General features: G+C 71.6%; 15 protein-coding genes. 3 read left to right on the top strand and 12 right to left on the bottom strand.

Going from position 1 to position 16,590, the window contains the following annotated elements; all coding sequences use genetic code 11:
- Window positions 1-47: 47 nt before the first annotated feature.
- The 6 genes from VH914_14155 to VH914_14130 form a co-directional block, all read right to left on the bottom strand.
- A complete protein-coding gene (locus VH914_14155) occupies window positions 48-836 on the bottom strand; it encodes an RsmE family RNA methyltransferase (GenBank protein HEX4492349.1) in 789 nt (262 codons plus the stop codon).
- 109 nt (window positions 837-945) lie between these two features.
- The gene (gene dnaJ / locus VH914_14150) at window positions 946-2,070 is read right to left on the bottom strand and encodes a molecular chaperone DnaJ (GenBank protein ID HEX4492348.1); all 1,125 of its coding nucleotides are present in this window, start codon (window positions 2,068-2,070) and stop codon (window positions 946-948) included.
- A complete protein-coding gene (gene hrcA, locus VH914_14145; GenBank protein HEX4492347.1) occupies window positions 2,067-3,104 on the bottom strand; it encodes a heat-inducible transcriptional repressor HrcA in 1,038 nt (345 codons plus the stop codon). Before hrcA ends, dnaJ begins: the two co-directional genes overlap by 4 nt.
- A 162-nt stretch (window positions 3,105-3,266) precedes the next feature.
- Window positions 3,267-4,358, bottom strand: coding sequence for a radical SAM family heme chaperone HemW (gene hemW, locus VH914_14140; GenBank protein ID HEX4492346.1), 1,092 nt, complete (start codon window positions 4,356-4,358; stop codon window positions 3,267-3,269).
- 32 nt (window positions 4,359-4,390) lie between these two features.
- Window positions 4,391-5,143: an anti-sigma factor gene (locus tag VH914_14135; protein ID HEX4492345.1), complete on the bottom strand. Its 753-nt coding sequence runs from the start codon at window positions 5,141-5,143 to the stop codon at window positions 4,391-4,393.
- Window positions 5,140-5,754 carry a sigma-70 family RNA polymerase sigma factor gene (locus VH914_14130; GenBank protein ID HEX4492344.1) on the bottom strand — a complete coding sequence of 205 codons (615 nt, stop codon included), beginning with the start codon at window positions 5,752-5,754 and terminating at the stop codon, window positions 5,140-5,142. Before VH914_14130 ends, VH914_14135 begins: the two co-directional genes overlap by 4 nt.
- Before the next feature lie 60 nt (window positions 5,755-5,814).
- Here VH914_14130 and VH914_14125 point away from each other — a divergent pair, with 60 nt between their 5' ends.
- Window positions 5,815-6,957: an acyl-CoA dehydrogenase family protein gene (locus VH914_14125; protein HEX4492343.1), complete on the top strand. Its 1,143-nt coding sequence runs from the start codon at window positions 5,815-5,817 to the stop codon at window positions 6,955-6,957.
- 508 nt (window positions 6,958-7,465) lie between these two features.
- Here the strand turns inward: VH914_14125 and lepA are convergent.
- Window positions 7,466-9,250: a translation elongation factor 4 gene (gene lepA / locus VH914_14120; GenBank protein HEX4492342.1), complete on the bottom strand. Its 1,785-nt coding sequence runs from the start codon at window positions 9,248-9,250 to the stop codon at window positions 7,466-7,468.
- 117 nt (window positions 9,251-9,367) lie between these two features.
- Here lepA and rpsT point away from each other — a divergent pair, with 117 nt between their 5' ends.
- Window positions 9,368-9,643 (top strand): 30S ribosomal protein S20, encoded by a 276-nt coding sequence (gene rpsT, locus VH914_14115; GenBank protein ID HEX4492341.1) that lies wholly within the window; start codon window positions 9,368-9,370, stop codon window positions 9,641-9,643.
- Window positions 9,644-9,652: 9 nt separating this feature from the next.
- Here rpsT and VH914_14110 read toward each other — a convergent pair whose 3' ends face one another.
- From VH914_14110 to VH914_14095, 4 genes are read right to left on the bottom strand one after another with little or no spacing between them, the layout of a single operon-like run.
- Window positions 9,653-10,744, bottom strand: coding sequence for a hypothetical protein (locus VH914_14110; protein ID HEX4492340.1), 1,092 nt, complete (start codon window positions 10,742-10,744; stop codon window positions 9,653-9,655).
- Window positions 10,741-11,625, bottom strand: a complete 885-nt coding sequence (gene folP / locus VH914_14105) for a dihydropteroate synthase (protein HEX4492339.1) — start codon at window positions 11,623-11,625, stop codon at window positions 10,741-10,743. Before folP ends, VH914_14110 begins: the two co-directional genes overlap by 4 nt.
- Before the next feature lie 20 nt (window positions 11,626-11,645).
- Entirely contained in the window at window positions 11,646-13,169 is a 1,524-nt protein-coding gene (locus tag VH914_14100) for a ComEC/Rec2 family competence protein (protein ID HEX4492338.1), read from the bottom strand.
- The gene (locus VH914_14095; protein ID HEX4492337.1) at window positions 13,166-13,909 is read right to left on the bottom strand and encodes a ComEA family DNA-binding protein; all 744 of its coding nucleotides are present in this window, start codon (window positions 13,907-13,909) and stop codon (window positions 13,166-13,168) included. Before VH914_14095 ends, VH914_14100 begins: the two co-directional genes overlap by 4 nt.
- Window positions 13,910-14,045: 136 nt before the next feature.
- Between VH914_14095 and VH914_14090 the strand changes: the two genes are divergently transcribed.
- Entirely contained in the window at window positions 14,046-14,960 is a 915-nt protein-coding gene (locus tag VH914_14090; protein HEX4492336.1) for a DUF6398 domain-containing protein, read from the top strand.
- Here VH914_14090 and VH914_14085 read toward each other — a convergent pair.
- Window positions 14,950-16,590 (bottom strand): class I tRNA ligase family protein (locus VH914_14085; protein HEX4492335.1); only part of this gene is annotated, 1,641 nt, incomplete at its 5' end. The genes VH914_14090 and VH914_14085 overlap by 11 nt on opposite strands.

The following is a 16,590-nucleotide window of genomic DNA, read 5'->3' as shown; positions in this document are numbered from 1 at the left end:
GCCCGTACCAGCCCCGCGGCTGAGAATACCAGCACGCTACGTGAAAGTCATGCTTCCGAGGGGGACTCACTTTGGGTGATCGAAGCATCACTGACCACATCAGGCCCAGGGGACGCTCGCGCGACGAGCAAAGCGGCCGCTACGACCGGCGCGGTCGCGGCGCGCAGCACGTACGGTGACAATCTGATGACGGCCGCGGGGCCGAGCGCCTCGACCTCGCCGGGATCGAACCCACCCTCCGGCCCGACGACGACCGTCCAGACCTCCCCGGCCGGCGGCGCGGCCAGCGCTTCGGCCGGATCGCCCGTGCGGCTGGCGATCACGAGGCCGGGGCGGCCGGTGAGGGCGGCGAGATCGGCCACCGGCGCGACGTCGGGCACCCGTGCCCGCCGGCACTGCATCGCCGCCTCCCTCGCGACCGAGCGGAGCCGGTCGACCGCGGCCGCGGCCCGGTCGTCGTCCCAACGCACGACCGACCGACGGGCCCGCACCGGCTCGATGCGGCGCACGCCGAGCTCGGTCAACTGCGCGACGACGGTCTCGAGCTTCGCGCCCTTCGTGAGCGCGACCGCGAGCGACACTCCCGGCGCAGGCTCGGGCTCGCACGCGACTTCGGAGTCGGCGCGCAACAGCAGGCGGCCCGGCTCCGCGCTCGCGACCACGTAGCGCCGCCACCGGCCGTCGCCGTCGGCCGCGGTGACGAGCTCACCGACGCGCAACCGGCGGACGCGCTGGAGGTGATGGCCGTCGGCGCCCTCGACGGTGACCGCGGTGTCGAGCGCGTCGACGAAGCAGTGCGCGGCCGCGGCTTCGTCCGCGGCGCAGGCCGCGTTCACCGTGCGCGCGCCGCGACCGCCACGATCGCGGGGTCGCTTCGCGGCCCGTCGAAACCTGCGACTGGGGCGTCCGGAGGGCGAAGCGTGCGAGCCCGACCAGAGCGCACACTCATTGGAAGGCGGACTTGATGCGCGAGAAGAGTCCGTGATCCTTGGGCGGCGACACCTCTTCGCCGCGGAGCGCGGCGAACTGCGCGAGCAGCTCGGCCTGGTCGCCGGTGAGGTCGGTCGGCACCTCGACGTCGAGCTCGACGAGGATGTCGCCGCGCCGCCCGGTGCGCAGCGACGGCATGCCCTTCCCGCGGATGCGCTGCACCGCACCGGGTTGCGTACCCGGCTCGACGATCACGACCTCGGGCCCGTCGAGGGTCTCGATCTCGACCTCGGCACCGAGCGCGGCCTGCGTGAGCGCGACGCGCTGGAGGCGGTAGAGGTCGTCGCCGCGGCGCTCGAAGCGCGGATCGCGCCGCATGCGCACGCCGACGTAGAGGTCGCCGGCTCCGCCGCCGCGCGGCGCGGCAGGGCCCCGACCCGCGAGCCGCAGCCGTTGCCCGTCGTCGATGCCCGGCGGCACCTCGACGTCGAGGCTGCGCGTCCCGCGGTGACGACCCTCGCCGCGACAGGTCGGACACGGGTTCGGCACGATCGTGCCGAGACCGCTGCACTGGGGGCACGGACCCGCGGTCACGAGCTGGCCGAGGATGGAACGCCGCATCTGGCGAACCTCGCCGCGGCCTTCGCACGTCGGACAGGTCTCCGCGTGCGTGCCCTCGGCGGCGCCGTCGCCGCCACAGGTGTCGCACTCGACGGGCATCGTGATCTCGAGCGTGCGGGTCACGCCGAACGCGGCCTCTTCGAGCGTCAGCTCCATCGCCGTCTCGGCGTCCTGCCCGCGCGGCGGCCCCGCCGAACCGCGTGCACGGCCGAAGGCGTCGCCGCCGAAGAACGCGTCGAACAGGTCGTTGAGCCCGAAGTCCCCGCCGCCGAAGCCCGCGGCCTGGCCGAGACCCTCGGCGCCGAACATGTCGTAGCGCCGGCGCTTCTCGGGATCGCGCAGTGTCTCGTACGCGACCGACACTTCCTTGAAGCGCGCTTCGGCGTCGGCGTCGCCGGGGTTCGCGTCCGGGTGGTACTGCCGCGCGAGCGCGCGGTACGCCTTCTTGATCTCGTCGTCGGTGGCGCTGCGGGTGACGCCGAGAATCTCGTAGAAGTCCTGCATCGGGGTGGTCGTCACGTCGAGTGGGAGAGCGAACGACTGAGCAGGCGCGACACCGTGGCGACCGCGGCCTGGGCCTGGCGGTAGTCCATGCGCGTCGGGCCGAGAACACCGACCGTACCGCCGGGCTGACCCTCGACGAGATACGGCGCGAGCACGACCGAGCAGTCGCGCAGGTCGGTGCTCTCGTGCTCGGAACCGATGCGCACGGTCACGCCCGGGCCGAGCAGCTCACGCATGAGCGCAACCATCACGACGTGCTCCTCGAGCAGGTCGAGCAGGCGCGCCGCGACGTTCGCGTTCGCGAACGCCTCGTGCTCGGCGGCGAGGCGGCTCGCACCGCCGACGAACAACGGCTCACTACCGATCGCCGCGCGGTGGCGGAGCGCGTCGCAGATGTCGCCGGCGAGCCGCTGCGCGAGGTCGGGTCGGCCGGACGCGCGCGGCGGATCACTGATGGTCGCGAACGTCGAGCCGAGCAGGTGGCGCGACAGCTGCGCGTTCGCGGCGGCGACGTCGTCGTCGCTCACGTCGAAGTCGAGGACGACGTGCTCCTTCTCGACCGCGCCGTTCGACAGCACGACGACTGCGAGCACGACCCGCGGCTGGAGCCGCACGAGCGTCAAGCCGACGACGACCGCGACATCGGGCTGCGGACCGACGATGACTGCGGCGTGGCAGGTGAGGCGCGCGAGCAGCTGGCTCGTGTTGAGGAGGAGGTCGTCCATCACGCCCACCGCCGACATGAAGAAGTCGGCAACCTCCCGGCGCTGGGGCGCGGGCAGCGAGCCCTCGCCGGTGAAGCGGTCGACGTAGAAGCGGTAGCCCTTGTCGGTCGGGATGCGGCCGGCCGAGGTGTGGGGCTGGGTGATGAAGCCCTCGCGCTCGAGCGCGCCCATCTCGTTGCGCACCGTCGCGGCGGAGACGCCGAGGTCGCGGGTGTGGGCGATCGTCTGCGACCCGACCGGCTGCGCCGACGCGACGTACTCCTCGACGATGGCGCGCAGGATCGCCGACTTGCGGTCGTCGAGGACCTGCTCGGGCTCAGTCATGGGGCTCCCACCCGGAACCGGTCCGCCGGGACGGCGGCGGATTGGCACTCAATGGTACCGAGTGCCAGCGCTTCCGGTCGCGCTCGCTGCGAGCCGGGGTACCGGGCCCGCTCGGCTGCGCCGCCGCTCGCCGCTCCGCACGCGGGATGGGAGACCGTCGGATCACGTGCGACTCGGTATCGAGCCCGCTTCGAGCGCGAGGAGGAGGCGGGCGGTGACGTCGGAGGCCATGAGCCGTCCCGACCGGGTGAGGACCACGCGCTCGGGCAGGGCGGCGGGATCGAGGAGGCCGCCGTCGGCGAGGGCTCCGGCGGTCTTCAGGGCCGCGGCCGGAAGGAGTGCGCCGGCGCGCAGTCGGAGGAGGAGCGCGAACGCCTCTTCCTCGCGTGCGGCGGGATCGAGCGTCTCGGAGTCGGCTTCGGTGGAGTCCGCCTGCGCGACGCGCTCGATGTAGCGCTCGGGCGTGCGCACGGTCCACCAGCGGCGGCCGTCCGTGTAGCCGTGCGCGGCGCAACCGATCGCGAGGTAATCGGCACCGGTCCAGTACAGGAGGTTGTGGCGAGACTCCTGTTCTGGGCGCGCCCAGTTCGAGATCTCGTACCACTCGAAGCCCGCGTCCGAGAGACGCTCGTCGGCGATCGCGTACTTGTCGGCCTGGTCGTCGTCGTCGGGCGATCGTGCGGTGCCCGCGGCGACGCGCTTGCCGAGCGGGGTCGCGGGCTCGACGGTCAGCGCGTACGCGCTCACGTGATCGGGTTCGAGTGCGAGCGCGTCGTCGAGCGTGCGGCGCCAGTCGTCGAGGGACTCCCCCGGCGTGCCGTAGATGAGGTCGACGCTCACCCGCGCGAAGCCCACGTCGCGCGCGGCGGCGATCGAACGCGCGACGTTTGCACGGTCGTGCGTCCGGCCGAGTGCGGCGAGCACGTGCGCGCGGCTCGACTGCATGCCGAACGACAGCCGGTTCACGCCGTGCTCGCGGTACGACGCGAGCTTCGCGTCGTCGACCGAGTCGGGATTGCACTCGACCGTCACCTCGCAGTCGTCGGCGCGCGGGATCGCGTCGAGGACGCGGACGAGTTGCTCGGCCGGGATCAACGAGGGCGTGCCGCCACCGAAGAAGACGCTCGTCGCGGGCTGCGGCGCGCGGCGTCCGAGATCGGTGACACACGCGTCGACGTAGTCGTCGACGAGGTGCGCGCGGTCCGTCCACGTCGCGAAGTCGCAGTAATCGCACCGGTGCGCGCAGAACGGCACGTGTACGTAGACACCGAACGGATCCGGAGCGATCAGGCGTTCACCTCGCCCACGGCCGCGGGTTGCTGCGTCGACTGCACGACCCCCGGCGCCTGCTCCACCGTGATCGCGAACGCGTCGGGCGCAGACGCGACGTGGAACGCGACCGCGCTCGGGTCGGGACCGAGCACACCCGCCGAGATCGCGGTCTGCGAAGCACCGGTGCCGTTCACCGCCCACAGCTGGTACGTGCGGCCGGCCGGCAGCGCCGCGAGGTGCTCGTTGCGCAGGTATCCGGTGCCGTCGGACTGCAACGCGATCTCGGCAACGGGCGCGTGCGCGCCGGTGTCGAGCGCGACCGTCGTCGCACCGTGCGCGACCGCGTGGCGGTACGCGGCCGCGGTGTCGCCGACACGGCTCGGAGCACGGTTCGCGACCGCGAACGCGAGCACCACGACGAGGATCGCCGCCGCGGCGGCGATCGGCGCGAAGACGCGCATCGGAACCGATCGCGCGCCGTGTGTCCTCGTGATCGGGATCGGCTCGACGGCGGTGCGCTCCGGTGCTTCGTCGTCGGTCTTGATCGCGGCGGCGATGCGGTCCCAGAGATCGGCAGACGCGCCCTGGCCTTCGCGCGGAACCGACGCGAGCACGGCCGCGGTCTCGCGCATCGCGTCGACCTCGGCGCGCGCGTCGGGATCGACGGCGAGGTGCCGTTCGACCCGCGCGCGTTCCTCGGGCTCGACGGCGTCGAGCGCGAAGGCAGCCAGGAGGTCGTCGACCGAGTGGTCGCGCGCGTCGCTCATGATTCCGTGATCCCCGCCTCGACGAGCGCGGCGCGCAACCGGAGCAGACCGGCTCGGATGCGGCTCTTCACCGTGCCCTCGGGCTGTTCGAGCATCGCCGCGACCTCGCGGTAGGTGTGCCCGCCGAAGTACGCGAGCTCGATCGCGACGCGCTCGGGCTCGGGCAACGCGGCGAGCGCGTCGCGCACGGTCTCGCCCTCGTTGAGGTTGACGATCTCGCGACCGAGGTCGAGCACCGGGTCGAACCGCTGACGGGCCTCCTTCTCTTCACGGCGGCGGCGCGCGGTCTCGGCGCGCAACAGGTCGACGCTGCGCCCGTGGGCCTGCGCGACGAGGAACGAGCGCAATGAGCCACGCGCGGGCTCGTAGCGCAGCGGCTGGTTCCAGAGCCGGATGAAGATCTCCTGCACGACCTCTTCGGCGAGCGCGCGGTCGACGAGAACCCGGCGCGCGAGCGCGAAGCAGTTCGGACCGTGGCGGCGATAGGCCTCCGCCAGCGCCCCGTCGTCGCGGGCCGCGATGGCCGAGACGAGCTCGCCATCGTCGGAATTGGGAGAAGGATCGATGACGACAGGATCGCACGCGCCGGGAGGGAGCAGGATCGCAGTCACGCTGCGCATTCGGCACCGACGACCGGGCCGGATGCTCGGCTCGAGGGTTAGCGTCGGCCCGTGGAGTCCACGACCGTCGATTCGGCCGACGCGGGCGCCGAGGCCGCGGCCCGGGAGTGCGAGGCATTTCTCGCCGCGACCGCGCCCGGCGGGCGATTCCCGGCCGACTTCGTGGCCCGCCTGGCCCGCGCCGGATACGCGGCGCCGCATTGGCCCCGCCCCTACGGCGTCGACGCGGGTCCGGCCGAGCAGCTCGCGATCGACGGGGTCCTGCGCGTCGCGAAGGCGCCACGTCCCCTGAACCCGATCGGGATCGGATGGGCCGGGCCCACGCTGCTCGTCGCGGGCAACGCGGAGCAGCAGGCGCGCTGGCTGCCCGGAATCCTCGACGGATCCGAGCTGTGGTGCCAGCTGTTCAGCGAGCCCGACGCCGGCTCCGACCTCGCGTCGTTGCGCACGCGCGCGACACGCGACGGCGACGAGTATGTCGTGAACGGCGGCAAGGTCTGGACGACGCTCGCGCAGTTCGCGCGTTGGGGGATCCTGCTCGCGCGAACCGATCCGGCGGCCGAGGCGCACCAGGGCATCACGTACTTCGTGCTCGACATGCAGTCGCCGGGCGTCACCGTGCGACCGATCGTGCAGATGACGGGCACGCACGAGTTCAACGAAGTGATCTTCGACGGCGTGCGCGTGCCTGCCGCGAACGTCGTCGGCACCGAGCACGACGGTTGGCGACTCGCGAAGGTCACGCTCGGCAACGAGCGCGTCTCACTGTCGGGTGAGGGCGCGCTGTGGGGTCGCGGTCCGACGACCAACGACCTGTTGGATCTCGTGCGCGCGCACGGGGGCGTGCGGTCGCGCGCGCTGCGCCAGCGACTCGCGGCGCTGCACATCGAGTCGGAGGTGCTGCGGCTCATCCGTCTGCGCACCGTGTCGGCGCGCCTGCGCGGCCTCGAGCCCGGACCCGAGGCGTCGGTGCGCAAGACGCTCGCCGACAAGCACGGCCAACACGTCATGCAGCTCGCGCTCGACCTCTGTGGCACCGACGGCCTCCTCGCCGACGCATCCCCCTACGAGGATCGCGCCGGCGCCTGGGGCTACGGCTTCCTCTACTCCCCCGCGCTGACGATCGGCGGCGGCACCAGCGAGGTCCAGCGCGACGTCATCGGCGAACGCATCCTCGGACTGCCCCGAGGCTGACGTCACCGAGCAAACGCGCCGCTTGCCGGCCTCGCGATGGAGATGCACGGTCCAACGCGTATCGGACGCGTCTCCGACCACCGCGCGGGCGCACCATGATCGGTTGCGTCGCGGTATCGCCTCGGATCGTTCCGAAATCCGGCGTGTCGAGTTCACCATCAGCAACGTGATCGAGACGATCGCGGCGTTCGAGACGCGTTGGCGCGGCACTCGTTCTGATCGATCGGTGGTCGCAATCCATGAGAACGCTGACGTGCGCGTCAGAAACGGTTCCGCGGAACCGCTTCCTGCGGGTCGGCCAGTCGCACCGTCGCGTATTCGCTGACCGCGGCGGTCGCCACCGCGGCGTTCGGTGTCGGGAACGTCGCCGGACGTCGGCGCCGGCGGAAGTCGCCGCGCCTGGCACGGCGGCGTAGTTCGCAACGCGCGTGCGGCGGGCGGGTGGGGTCCGGCGACCGACCGGCGCCGAGCGCCGCAACGCGCGACGCCCCGGCGAACGGTTTACGCGTTACTCATCGAGCTTGAGCGCGGCGGCGAAGGCTTCCTGCGGGACTTCGACGCGGCCGACCGACTTCATCTTGCGCTTCCCTTCCTTCTGCTTCTCCAGCAGCTTGCGCTTGCGCGTGATGTCACCGCCGTAGCACTTCGCGGTCACGTCCTTGCGCCGCGCCTTGACCGTCTCGCGAGCGATGATCCGACCACCGATTGCGGCCTGGATCGGCACGTCGAAGAGCTGTCGCGGAATGAGCGCGCGCAGCTTCACCGTCATCTTGCGGCCGTAGTCGTACGCCTTGTCGCGGTGCACGATCGCGGAGAACGCGTCGACGGGAACGTCGTTGAGCAACACGTCGACCTTGGCCAGGTTCGACGGTCGGTAGCCGATCGGCTCGTAGTCGAGCGACGCGTAGCCGCGGGTGCGCGACTTCATCTGGTCGAAGAAGTCGGTGACGATCTCCGCGAGCGGCAGCTCGTAGACGATCTCGACGCGGTCCTCCGAGAGGTAGTCCATCTTGTCGAGCGTTCCGCGTCGTTGCTGCGCGAGCTCCATCAGCGTGCCGATGTAGTCGGTCGGCGAGAGGATCGTGACGCGCACGTAGGGCTCTTCGATCCGGTCGATGGTGCCCGGCTCCGGCATCGTCGACGGGTTGTCGACGACGACGACGTTCCCGTTCGTGGTGATCGCCTGGTACTCGACGTTCGGCGCGGTCGCGACGAGCGCGAGGTCGTACTCGCGCTCGAGCCGCTCGCGCACGATCTCCATGTGCAGCAAGCCGAGGAATCCGCAGCGGAAGCCGAACCCGAGCGCGCCCGACGTCTCGGGCTCGTACGTGAACGACGAATCGTTCAACTGGAGCTTCTCGAGCGCCTCGCGCAGGTCTGCGTAGTCGTCGCCTTCGGTCGGATAGAGACCGCAGAAGACCATCGGCTTCGCTTCGCGATACCCCTCGAGCGCGGGCGCGGGCTTCGACGCGTCGGTGACGGTCTCGCCGACCTTCGCCTGACCGACGTCCTTCACCCCGGTGATGAGGTACCCGACCTCGCCCGGACCGAGCATCGCGACCGGGGTGGGCACCGGCAGGCGCACGCCGACCTCGTCGGCGTCATAGTTCTCACCCGCGTGCACGTAGCGGAGGCGCGCGCCCGTGTGCAGCGCGCCGTTGAACACGCGCACCGAGCTGACGACGCCGCGATACGTGTCGTAGATCGAGTCGAACATCAGCGCCTGCAACGGCGCGTCGGGATCGCCGACCGGCGGCGGCACGCGTGCGATCACCGCGTCGAGCAGCTCGGCGACGCCGACGCCCGTCTTCGCGGAGATCCGCAACGTCTCCTCCGCGGGCAGACCGAGCACGCGCTCGAGCTCCGCGGCGCGCCGATCGGGCTCCGCCGCGGGGAGATCGATCTTGTTGAGCGCGGCGACGATCGCGAGGTCGTGCTCGATCGCCTGGTACGCGTTCGCGAGCGTCTGCGCCTCGATGCCCTGCGACGAGTCGACGAGCAGGATCACGCCCTCGCACGCGGCAAGGCTACGCGACACCTCGTAGCCGAAGTCGACGTGACCGGGGGTGTCGATCAGGTGGATCGCATAGCCCTTGTACTCGAGGCGGACGTTCTGGGCCTTGATCGTGATGCCCCGCTCGCGCTCGAGCTCCATGGTGTCGAGGTACTGCGCGCGCATGTCGCGCGCGTCGACGGCGCCCGTGAGCTCGAGCAGCCGATCCGCCAACGTCGACTTGCCGTGGTCGATGTGGGCGATGATCGAGACATTGCGGATGTGGTCGAGGGACGTCACGGAGTCATCTCTGTCGGGGGGTCGAACCCGTCCATTCTCCCTTATGGGCCGGCGGCGAGGTCGCTGCTACAGTCTCCCGGTTCTCGATTCCGGCCCAAAGGCTTGTGCGCACGTCCTATGGCGAACATCAAGAGTCAGAAGAAGCGGATCCTCACCAACGAGAAGCGGCGCGTCCGTAACAAGGCCGTGCGCTCGGAGTTGAAGACCCGTATCAAGGGTGCGCACGTCGAGATGGCGGCCGGCAGCGACGACGCCACGGCCGCGGTGAACCTGGCGCAGAAGCGCCTCGGCAAGGCCGCCGCCAAGGGCACGATCCACAAGAACCAGGCCGCCCGCCGCACGTCGCGCCTCATGCGCGCCGCCGCGGCGGCTGCTGCAGCCTCGGCCGAGTAGCTCCTTCCTTCAGCGCCGACGCTTGCCGCCGGACGGCGCGGCTGCACCGGCGCCCCGACGGCGCGCGAGCGACGCGAGCCGCGCGACGAGCACCTCGATCACGGTGTCGTTGTCGGCACCGGTCGCGCCGCGCAGGTCGAGCTCGGCCTGCGCGAGATGCCCGAACGCCTCGTGCAAACCCTCGGTGCCGTGCCGGCGCGCACTTTCCATCGCGCGGCGCGCAGGATAGGGCTTCACCTTCCCGCCGAGTGCCGCGACCGCGTCCTGCTCGGTACGGATCGCAGGGTCGTCGAGGCGCAGCATGCGTTGGTAGTGCGGCACCAGCGTCGCGACGAGCTGCATCGGGTGCAGCGGCCTCGGGTCGCGCGCGCTCGTCGCAGTGAGCAGACGGTGGAGGGTGTCGAGCGCGGCCGCGGTGTCGCCGCGGTCGATCGCGTTCGTGAGCTCGTAGCGCGGGACGCCGCCGGCTTCACCGAGATGGGGCTCGACATCGTCGACGTCGATCGTCGCGCCGTCGCCGAACGCGCCGTGCAGCAGCGCGACGAGCTCGATGACGCGGCCTGCGTCCTCGCCGAGGTGGTCGGTGACGAGCTGCGACGCGGGCGCGGTGAAGCCGATGCCGACGCGGCGCGCCTCGGACTTCAACACGCTGTCGGTGCGCTCGGACTCGGGGGCGATCGTCGGCGCGCCGGTGGCCTTCAATGCCTTCTCGAGCGCGCTCGCCATGCGCCCGCCCCCCGCGACGAGCACGAGCGCGATGCCGTCGGAAGGCTCGGCGACGAACGGCGCGATCGCTTCGCCCGCGGCCGCGTTCAGCGCGCCGGCTTCGCGCACGACGACGACCCGCCGCGACGTCACGAACGGTGGGCTCGCGAGCGCCGTGACGATCGCCTGCACGATTCCGGTGTCGCCGGCGGCGTCGTCGGCGTCGCTCGGTTCGTCGGCCGCACCCGCACCCGGGCGTCGCCGGCCGGGCGCGGTGTAGTCCTCGAGCGCGAAGTCGCGCGATTCTTCGCCGAGGAGCTCGGCGACGAGACGATCGACCGCGGCATTCCGCAACACCGGGTCGTCGCCCTTGACGAGGTGCACGGACCCACTCACGGCGCGCCGACCGTCGCCGCGGTCGCGAAGCGCGACGCGAGGATCGCCTCGACGACCCGGCACACGCTCGCGGTGCCCGCGACATCGTGGACCCGCACGACGCGGCAGCCCGCGAGCACGCCGTAGGCAACCGCGCCGAGCGACTCGGGCCGGCGGTCGTCGATGTCGAGCGCGAGCAGCTCGCCGAGGAACCGCTTGTTCGACGCCGACAAGAGCAGCGGGTAGCCGAGCGAGGCGTGGCGCGCGGACTCGCGCAGCAGCACCGCGCTCATCGCCGGTGTCTTGCCGAGGTCGAGGCCGGCGTCGAGCACGATCTGCTCGGGAGCGAGGCCGGCGGCTTCGGCGCGGCGCGCGCGGTCGAGCAGGAACGTCTCGACGTCGGCGACGAGATCGTCGTAACGAGGCTCGGGATCGGGCACGCGTGGCTTCAGGCGGATGTGGGTCGCGACAACGGTGGCCTCGTGGCGTTTCGCGACCGCGAGGTAGTGGGGATCGCCGAAGCCGCTGATGTCGTTGCCGACGACCGCGCCCGCCGCGCAGCCCGCGTCGAGCACGGATGCGCGCCAGGTGTCGACCGAGATCGGCGTCTCGAACCGCGCGTGCAGAGCCTCGACCGCCGGGATCACCCGGTCGAGCTCCTCCTGCTCCCCCACGTCGGGACCGGGGCCGGCCTTCACACCGCCGACATCGAGCAGATCCGCGCCCGCGTCGACGAGCGCGGCGGCGCGTTCGAGGAACGCGTCGAAGCCCCACGTCGCGCCGCGGTCGTAGAACGAGTCGGGCGTGCGGTTCAGGATGCCCATCACCAGGGTGCGGGTGGTCACGTCGTGGCGCACCGGCCCGAGCCGGATCGTCGGGTACGGCACCACCGCAGTGGACATGCCGCCAAATGGTCGCACGCTCACTCCGTCCGGCACGGACCGTCACCCTCCCGAGCGTCGCCCGCTCGCCTGCTCCGGTCCGGCACCCTACCGCCGCGTTCTCGGCGGACCGCCGCCGCCAGCGCGCCGATCGCGACGACCGCGAGCGCGCCGCGAATGTGCAGCTGGACGGGGACTCGCGCGCCGAGGTGCGCGACCATGCGGACCCAGCTCAGCATGGCCGCCACCGGCGCGAAGCCGAGTGCGAACAGCCGTGGCGCGTGCCCGCCGAACACACCGGCGACCGACGCGAGCACGAAGCCCACGACCGTGAGGGGCTCCGCGAGCGGGACCGCGACGAGGTTCGCGAGCGGCGACACGACCGGCACCGATCCGCGCGTCGCCAGCAGCACCGGCGTGACGCCCACTTGCGCGGCGACCGACACCGCGAGCGGGAGTCGCAACCACTCCGGTCCCGGCAGCCTCCTCGCGATCGCAGGCGCGCCGCCGACGATCGCGGCGGTGGCCGCGACCGAGAGCTGGAACCCGAGCGAGTGCAGCAAGAACGGGTCGGCGACGAGCAACACGATCACCGCACCGCACAGCAACCGACCCGCCGGGGCCGGACGACCGACGAACGCCGCGGCCATCGCGAACGCGGCCATGACTTCGGCGCGCAACACCGACGGCTCGAAGCGCGTCGCGCAACCGAACACGATCAGCAGCGCGAGCCCACCGAGGAGGCGACCTCGCAGCGAACATCTTCTCAACAGGGGTCCGACGAGCGCGAGCACGAACGCGACGTTCTCGCCCGAGACCGCGAGCAGATGCGTGAGACCGGAGTCGCGGAAGTCGTCGGTGACCGGCTTCGGTACGCCGCGCACGTCGCCGACCAGGAAGCCCGCGAGGAGCGCGCGGTCGGTCGGGTCGAGCGGTTGCGTGCCGCGCAGGACGATGTCGCGCAGCGCGTTGGCGACACGGAACGGAGGCGCCCGTGGATCGTCGAAGCTCACGAGTCGTGGCTCGGTGAGCAGCGCCACCGCGTGCTGCCAGCGCGCGTCGCGATCACGTCCGACGAGTGGTCGCAACAATCCGGTTGCGCTCACCGCGTCGCCCTCGGCGAGCACGCGCCACTCGCTCGAGTCGGTTCCGGTCGCACGCACGAGCACGCGCGCGTCGATGTGCTGCGGCGGCGCGCCGTCGATCGCGAGCGTGGTGACACGCAGCAGCGCGGAGGCGATGTACGCGGGACCGCCGGGATCGGAGACGAGCGTGCCCGAGACCGTGACCAGCGGCCCGCGCGTCGCGAGCGCGGTCAGCGGCGAATGCGCCTCGCCCGCGAGCGCACGCTGCGTGCACGCGAAGGTGAGCGCGGCGACGCCGACCGACGCGAGCAGCACGCGCCGTGAGCCCCGCACCGCGATCGACGCGAGGACCACGAGCCCGCCGACCAACAGGACGAGCGACGCGGGGTCCGGGCCCGCGCGCTGGCCCGCGAGGACGCCGGCGACCGCGGCGAGGGTCGCGATCACGGGACCGGGCTCGAAGCTCGGGACGCCGTTCACACCGTCACCAGCCCGCGCAGCTGCGCGAAGCGAACGTCGCCGATGCCGCGCACGCGGCGGAGGTCGTCGACCGAGTGGAAGCCGCCTTCGCGCTCGCGTTCCTGGAGGATCGCCTGCGCGAGCGACGGACCGATGCCCGGCAACGCCTCGAGCTGCGGTTCGGTCGCAGTGTTGAGGTCGATCGGGGTCGACGGTGTCGGCGTTCCGGACGCGCCGGCCGCTCCTGCCCCGCCGGCGGCGCCGGCGGCGCCGGGGTCGTTCGTCGGCCCGGCTTCGTCGGCGGGCGCGCCGCGCCGCGGCACCGCGATGCGCATGCCGTCGACGAGATGCGCGGCGAGATTGATGCGATCGAGATCGGCGGTCGGCAGCGCTCCCCCCGCGGCGTTCACCGCGTCGACGACGCGCGCGCTCCCCGGCAACGAGACGACACCGGGCTTTCGTACCGCGCCGACCACGTCGACGACATACGCGGCCGCGCTCGTGGTGGTCGGGCCGATCGACGACGTCGGTGCAACCGTCGCCGCCGCGCTCGCGCGCGCGTCGGTGCGCGGCGACGCGCCCGACGGATCGGCGCTCGACAGGCGCAGCCACCACGCGCCGGCCGCGAGCGCGACGACGATCAGCGCGGCCGTGAAGACGCGCGGGTCGTGACGCCACTGCGCCCAGCGTTCCGCCGACGTCGGCGGCAGTGTCGGACGAACCGGCGCGCCGATGTCGAGCTCGGGAACGGGATCGACCATGCACAGACCTCCGGGTGCGCGCGAACAGACCGGAGGAAGTGCGAGGGAAGCGCCGTCACCGTAGCAAGCGGGTGCGACAGCGAAAACCTGCATGAGAGTGTGCTTCGTTGTCACACCCCGTCGTCATGATGCGCGCATGGATGAAAACGGTCAGTTCCAACCCGCCCCCTACCTCCGTGCGGTCGACCCCGACGACAGGTACACGGACGACATGTACATGGACGACATGCCGATGGATCTCGGCGCGTGCGAACGGCTCGAACGCGAGGGCCGTCGCGACTCTCTGCTCGCGAGCCTCATCGCGCGCGTGGGCGATGCCGACGCACTCGCGACGCTCGACGCCGTGCCGATCCCCGACGAGCCGTTCAACTGGTCGGTCGTCGAACCGGCAGATCACGCGTTCGTCAGCGAGGTCGTGGCGCTGAGCGATCGCTATTGCGATGCCACGCTCGACGTCGAGTTCCGAACCATCACGCGGCGCCTCATCGCCCGCGTCGCGCGTCGCGATCCGCGCCCGTTCCGCAGGAGCCGCGACGCGGCCCGTTGCGCCGCGGCCTTCGTCTGGCTCGCGGGCGGTGCGAGCGGCGAGTTCGGCGGTCGCGGACCGCGTGCCGTCCACCTCCTGTGGAAGTGGTTCGGCGTGAGCAGCGCTTCCGACCGCGGGTACGCGCTCCGACGGGCAGCCGGCCTCGAACCGAGCTGGATCGACAATGGGTACTGGAGCGATGAGATGACGCTCGGCGACGTCTCGCTCCTTCACTCGGGGTTTCGTGCGCGACTGCTCGCGCGCCGCGATCTCCTCTTCGACATCGAACGCGGACGACGCCGATGGAACCCGCGACCCGACGGAACCGCCGAGATCCAGGCCCGACCGGCCGCCGTGATCGCGGCGGGACCGGGCACGGCGAGGGACACGACCACACCGCTCGTGCTCCTCGGACTTGGTGACCACCTCGACGACGCCGACTTCTTCGCCTTGACGGTCCCCGAGGCCAAGTCGCTCGTCGCGCGCGTGCAGCACACGCTCGACGGATTGAAGCTCAGCGGATGATGTTCACCAAGCGGCCGCGCACCACGATCACCTTGCGCGCCGGCTTCTCCGCGAGCAACGCGGCGACCTTCGCGTCGGCACGCGCGGCCGCCTCATGAGCCGCGTCGTCGGCGTCCGCAGCGACGTTGACCCGCGCGCGCACCTTGCCGTCGACCTGGACCGCGATCTCGACCTGGTCCTCGGTCAGATACGCGGGGTCGGCCTTCGGGAACGGCGCGTACGCGAGCGTCTCCGGATGGCCGGTGACGCTCCACAGCTCCTCCGCGAGATGCGGCGCGAGCGGCGCCGTCATGAGGATCAACGGCTCGACGATCTCGCGCGGCGCCGCGCCGTCGCGCGCGACGACCGACGTGAGGTGGTTGTTGAGCTCGGTCAGGCGGGCGATGGCGGTGTTGAAGCGCAGCGCGTCCATGTCGGCGGCGACGCTCGCGATGGTGCGGTGCAGCGCGCGCCGCGTCTCGTCGTCGGCGGGCGTGTCGTTCACGTGCACCGCGCCGGAATCCTCGTCGACGACGTTGCGCCACAACCGCTGCAGGAACCGGTGCACGCCGATGATGTCCGCGGTGTTCCAGACGCGCGACGCGTCGAGCGGACCCATGAACATCTCGTACAGCCGCAGCGTGTCGGCGCCGTACTCCGAGCAGATGTCGTCGGGCGTCACCGAGTTCTTCAGGCTCTTGCCCATCTTGCCGTTCTCGCGCGTCACCGGCTCACCGCGGAACGAGTACGTGCCGCCGCGTTCCTCGACTTCCGACGCTTCGACGTAGATGCCGCGCGCGTCGACGAACGCGGGCGCGAGCACGTAGCCCTGGTTGTAGAGCCGCTGGAACGGCTCGACCGTGGTGACGTGACCGAGGTCGAACAGCACCTTGTGCCAGAAGCGCGCGTACAAGAGGTGCAGCACCGCGTGCTCGACGCCACCGACATAGAGGTCGACGACACCCGACGCCGGCTTGCCGTCGCGCGTACCGGTCGCCCAGTAGCGCTCGACGGCGGGGTCGACCATCGCGTCCTCGTTCGTGGGGTCGAGGTAGCGCAGGTAGTACCAGCACGAACCGGCCCACTGCGGCATCGTGTTCGTCTCGCGCCGGTACGGCTGCGATCCGTTGCCGAGATCGAGCGTGACGTTGACCCACTGCTCGGCGCGACCCAGCGGGGGCTCGGGCAGCGCGTCGGGATCGTCGGTGACGCGCGGCTCGAAATCGGTGACGTCCGGCAACTCGACCGGCAGCATCGTCTCCGGCAACGCGACGGGCCGGTCGTCGATGTCGTAGACGATCGGGAACGGCTCGCCCCAGTAGCGCTGGCGGCTGAACAACCAGTCGCGCAGCCGGTAGGTCGTCGCCCCGCGCCCGTGCCCGTGCGCCTCGAGCCACTCGATCATGCGCGATTTCGCCTCGGCCACGCCCAGCCCGTCCAGGCTCAGCCCGTCGGTCGAGGAGTTGATCGCCAGGCCGTCGCCGGTGAACGCGTTGCCCTCGAAGCCTTCCGACGGCGCGACGGTACGCACGATCGGCAGGTCGAACAGCTCGGCGAAGTCCCAGTCACGCTCGTCCTGGCCGGGGACGGCCATGATCGCGCCGGTGCCGTAACCCATCAGGACGTAGTCGGCGACGAACACCGGGATCGG

It is taken from the genome of Acidimicrobiia bacterium (assembly GCA_036271555.1).
Classification (GTDB): Bacteria; Actinomycetota; Acidimicrobiia; order IMCC26256; family PALSA-610; genus DATBAK01.
Note: the sequence above shows the minus strand (reverse complement) of the source record. Positions and strands in the feature narration are given on the sequence as shown.

Coding starts and splice junctions, on each gene's coding strand:
- hrcA (HEX4492347.1), bottom strand. CDS start 3,104: ATGACTGAGCCCGAGCAGGTCCTCGACGACCGCAAGTCGGCGATCCTG.
- VH914_14135 (HEX4492345.1), bottom strand. CDS start 5,143: ATGAGCGACGCGCGCGACCACTCGGTCGACGACCTCCTGGCTGCCTTC.
- rpsT (HEX4492341.1), top strand. CDS start 9,368: ATGGCGAACATCAAGAGTCAGAAGAAGCGGATCCTCACCAACGAGAAG.
- folP (HEX4492339.1), bottom strand. CDS start 11,625: ATGTCCACTGCGGTGGTGCCGTACCCGACGATCCGGCTCGGGCCGGTG.
- VH914_14095 (HEX4492337.1), bottom strand. CDS start 13,909: ATGGTCGATCCCGTTCCCGAGCTCGACATCGGCGCGCCGGTTCGTCCG.
- VH914_14090 (HEX4492336.1), top strand. CDS start 14,046: ATGGATGAAAACGGTCAGTTCCAACCCGCCCCCTACCTCCGTGCGGTC.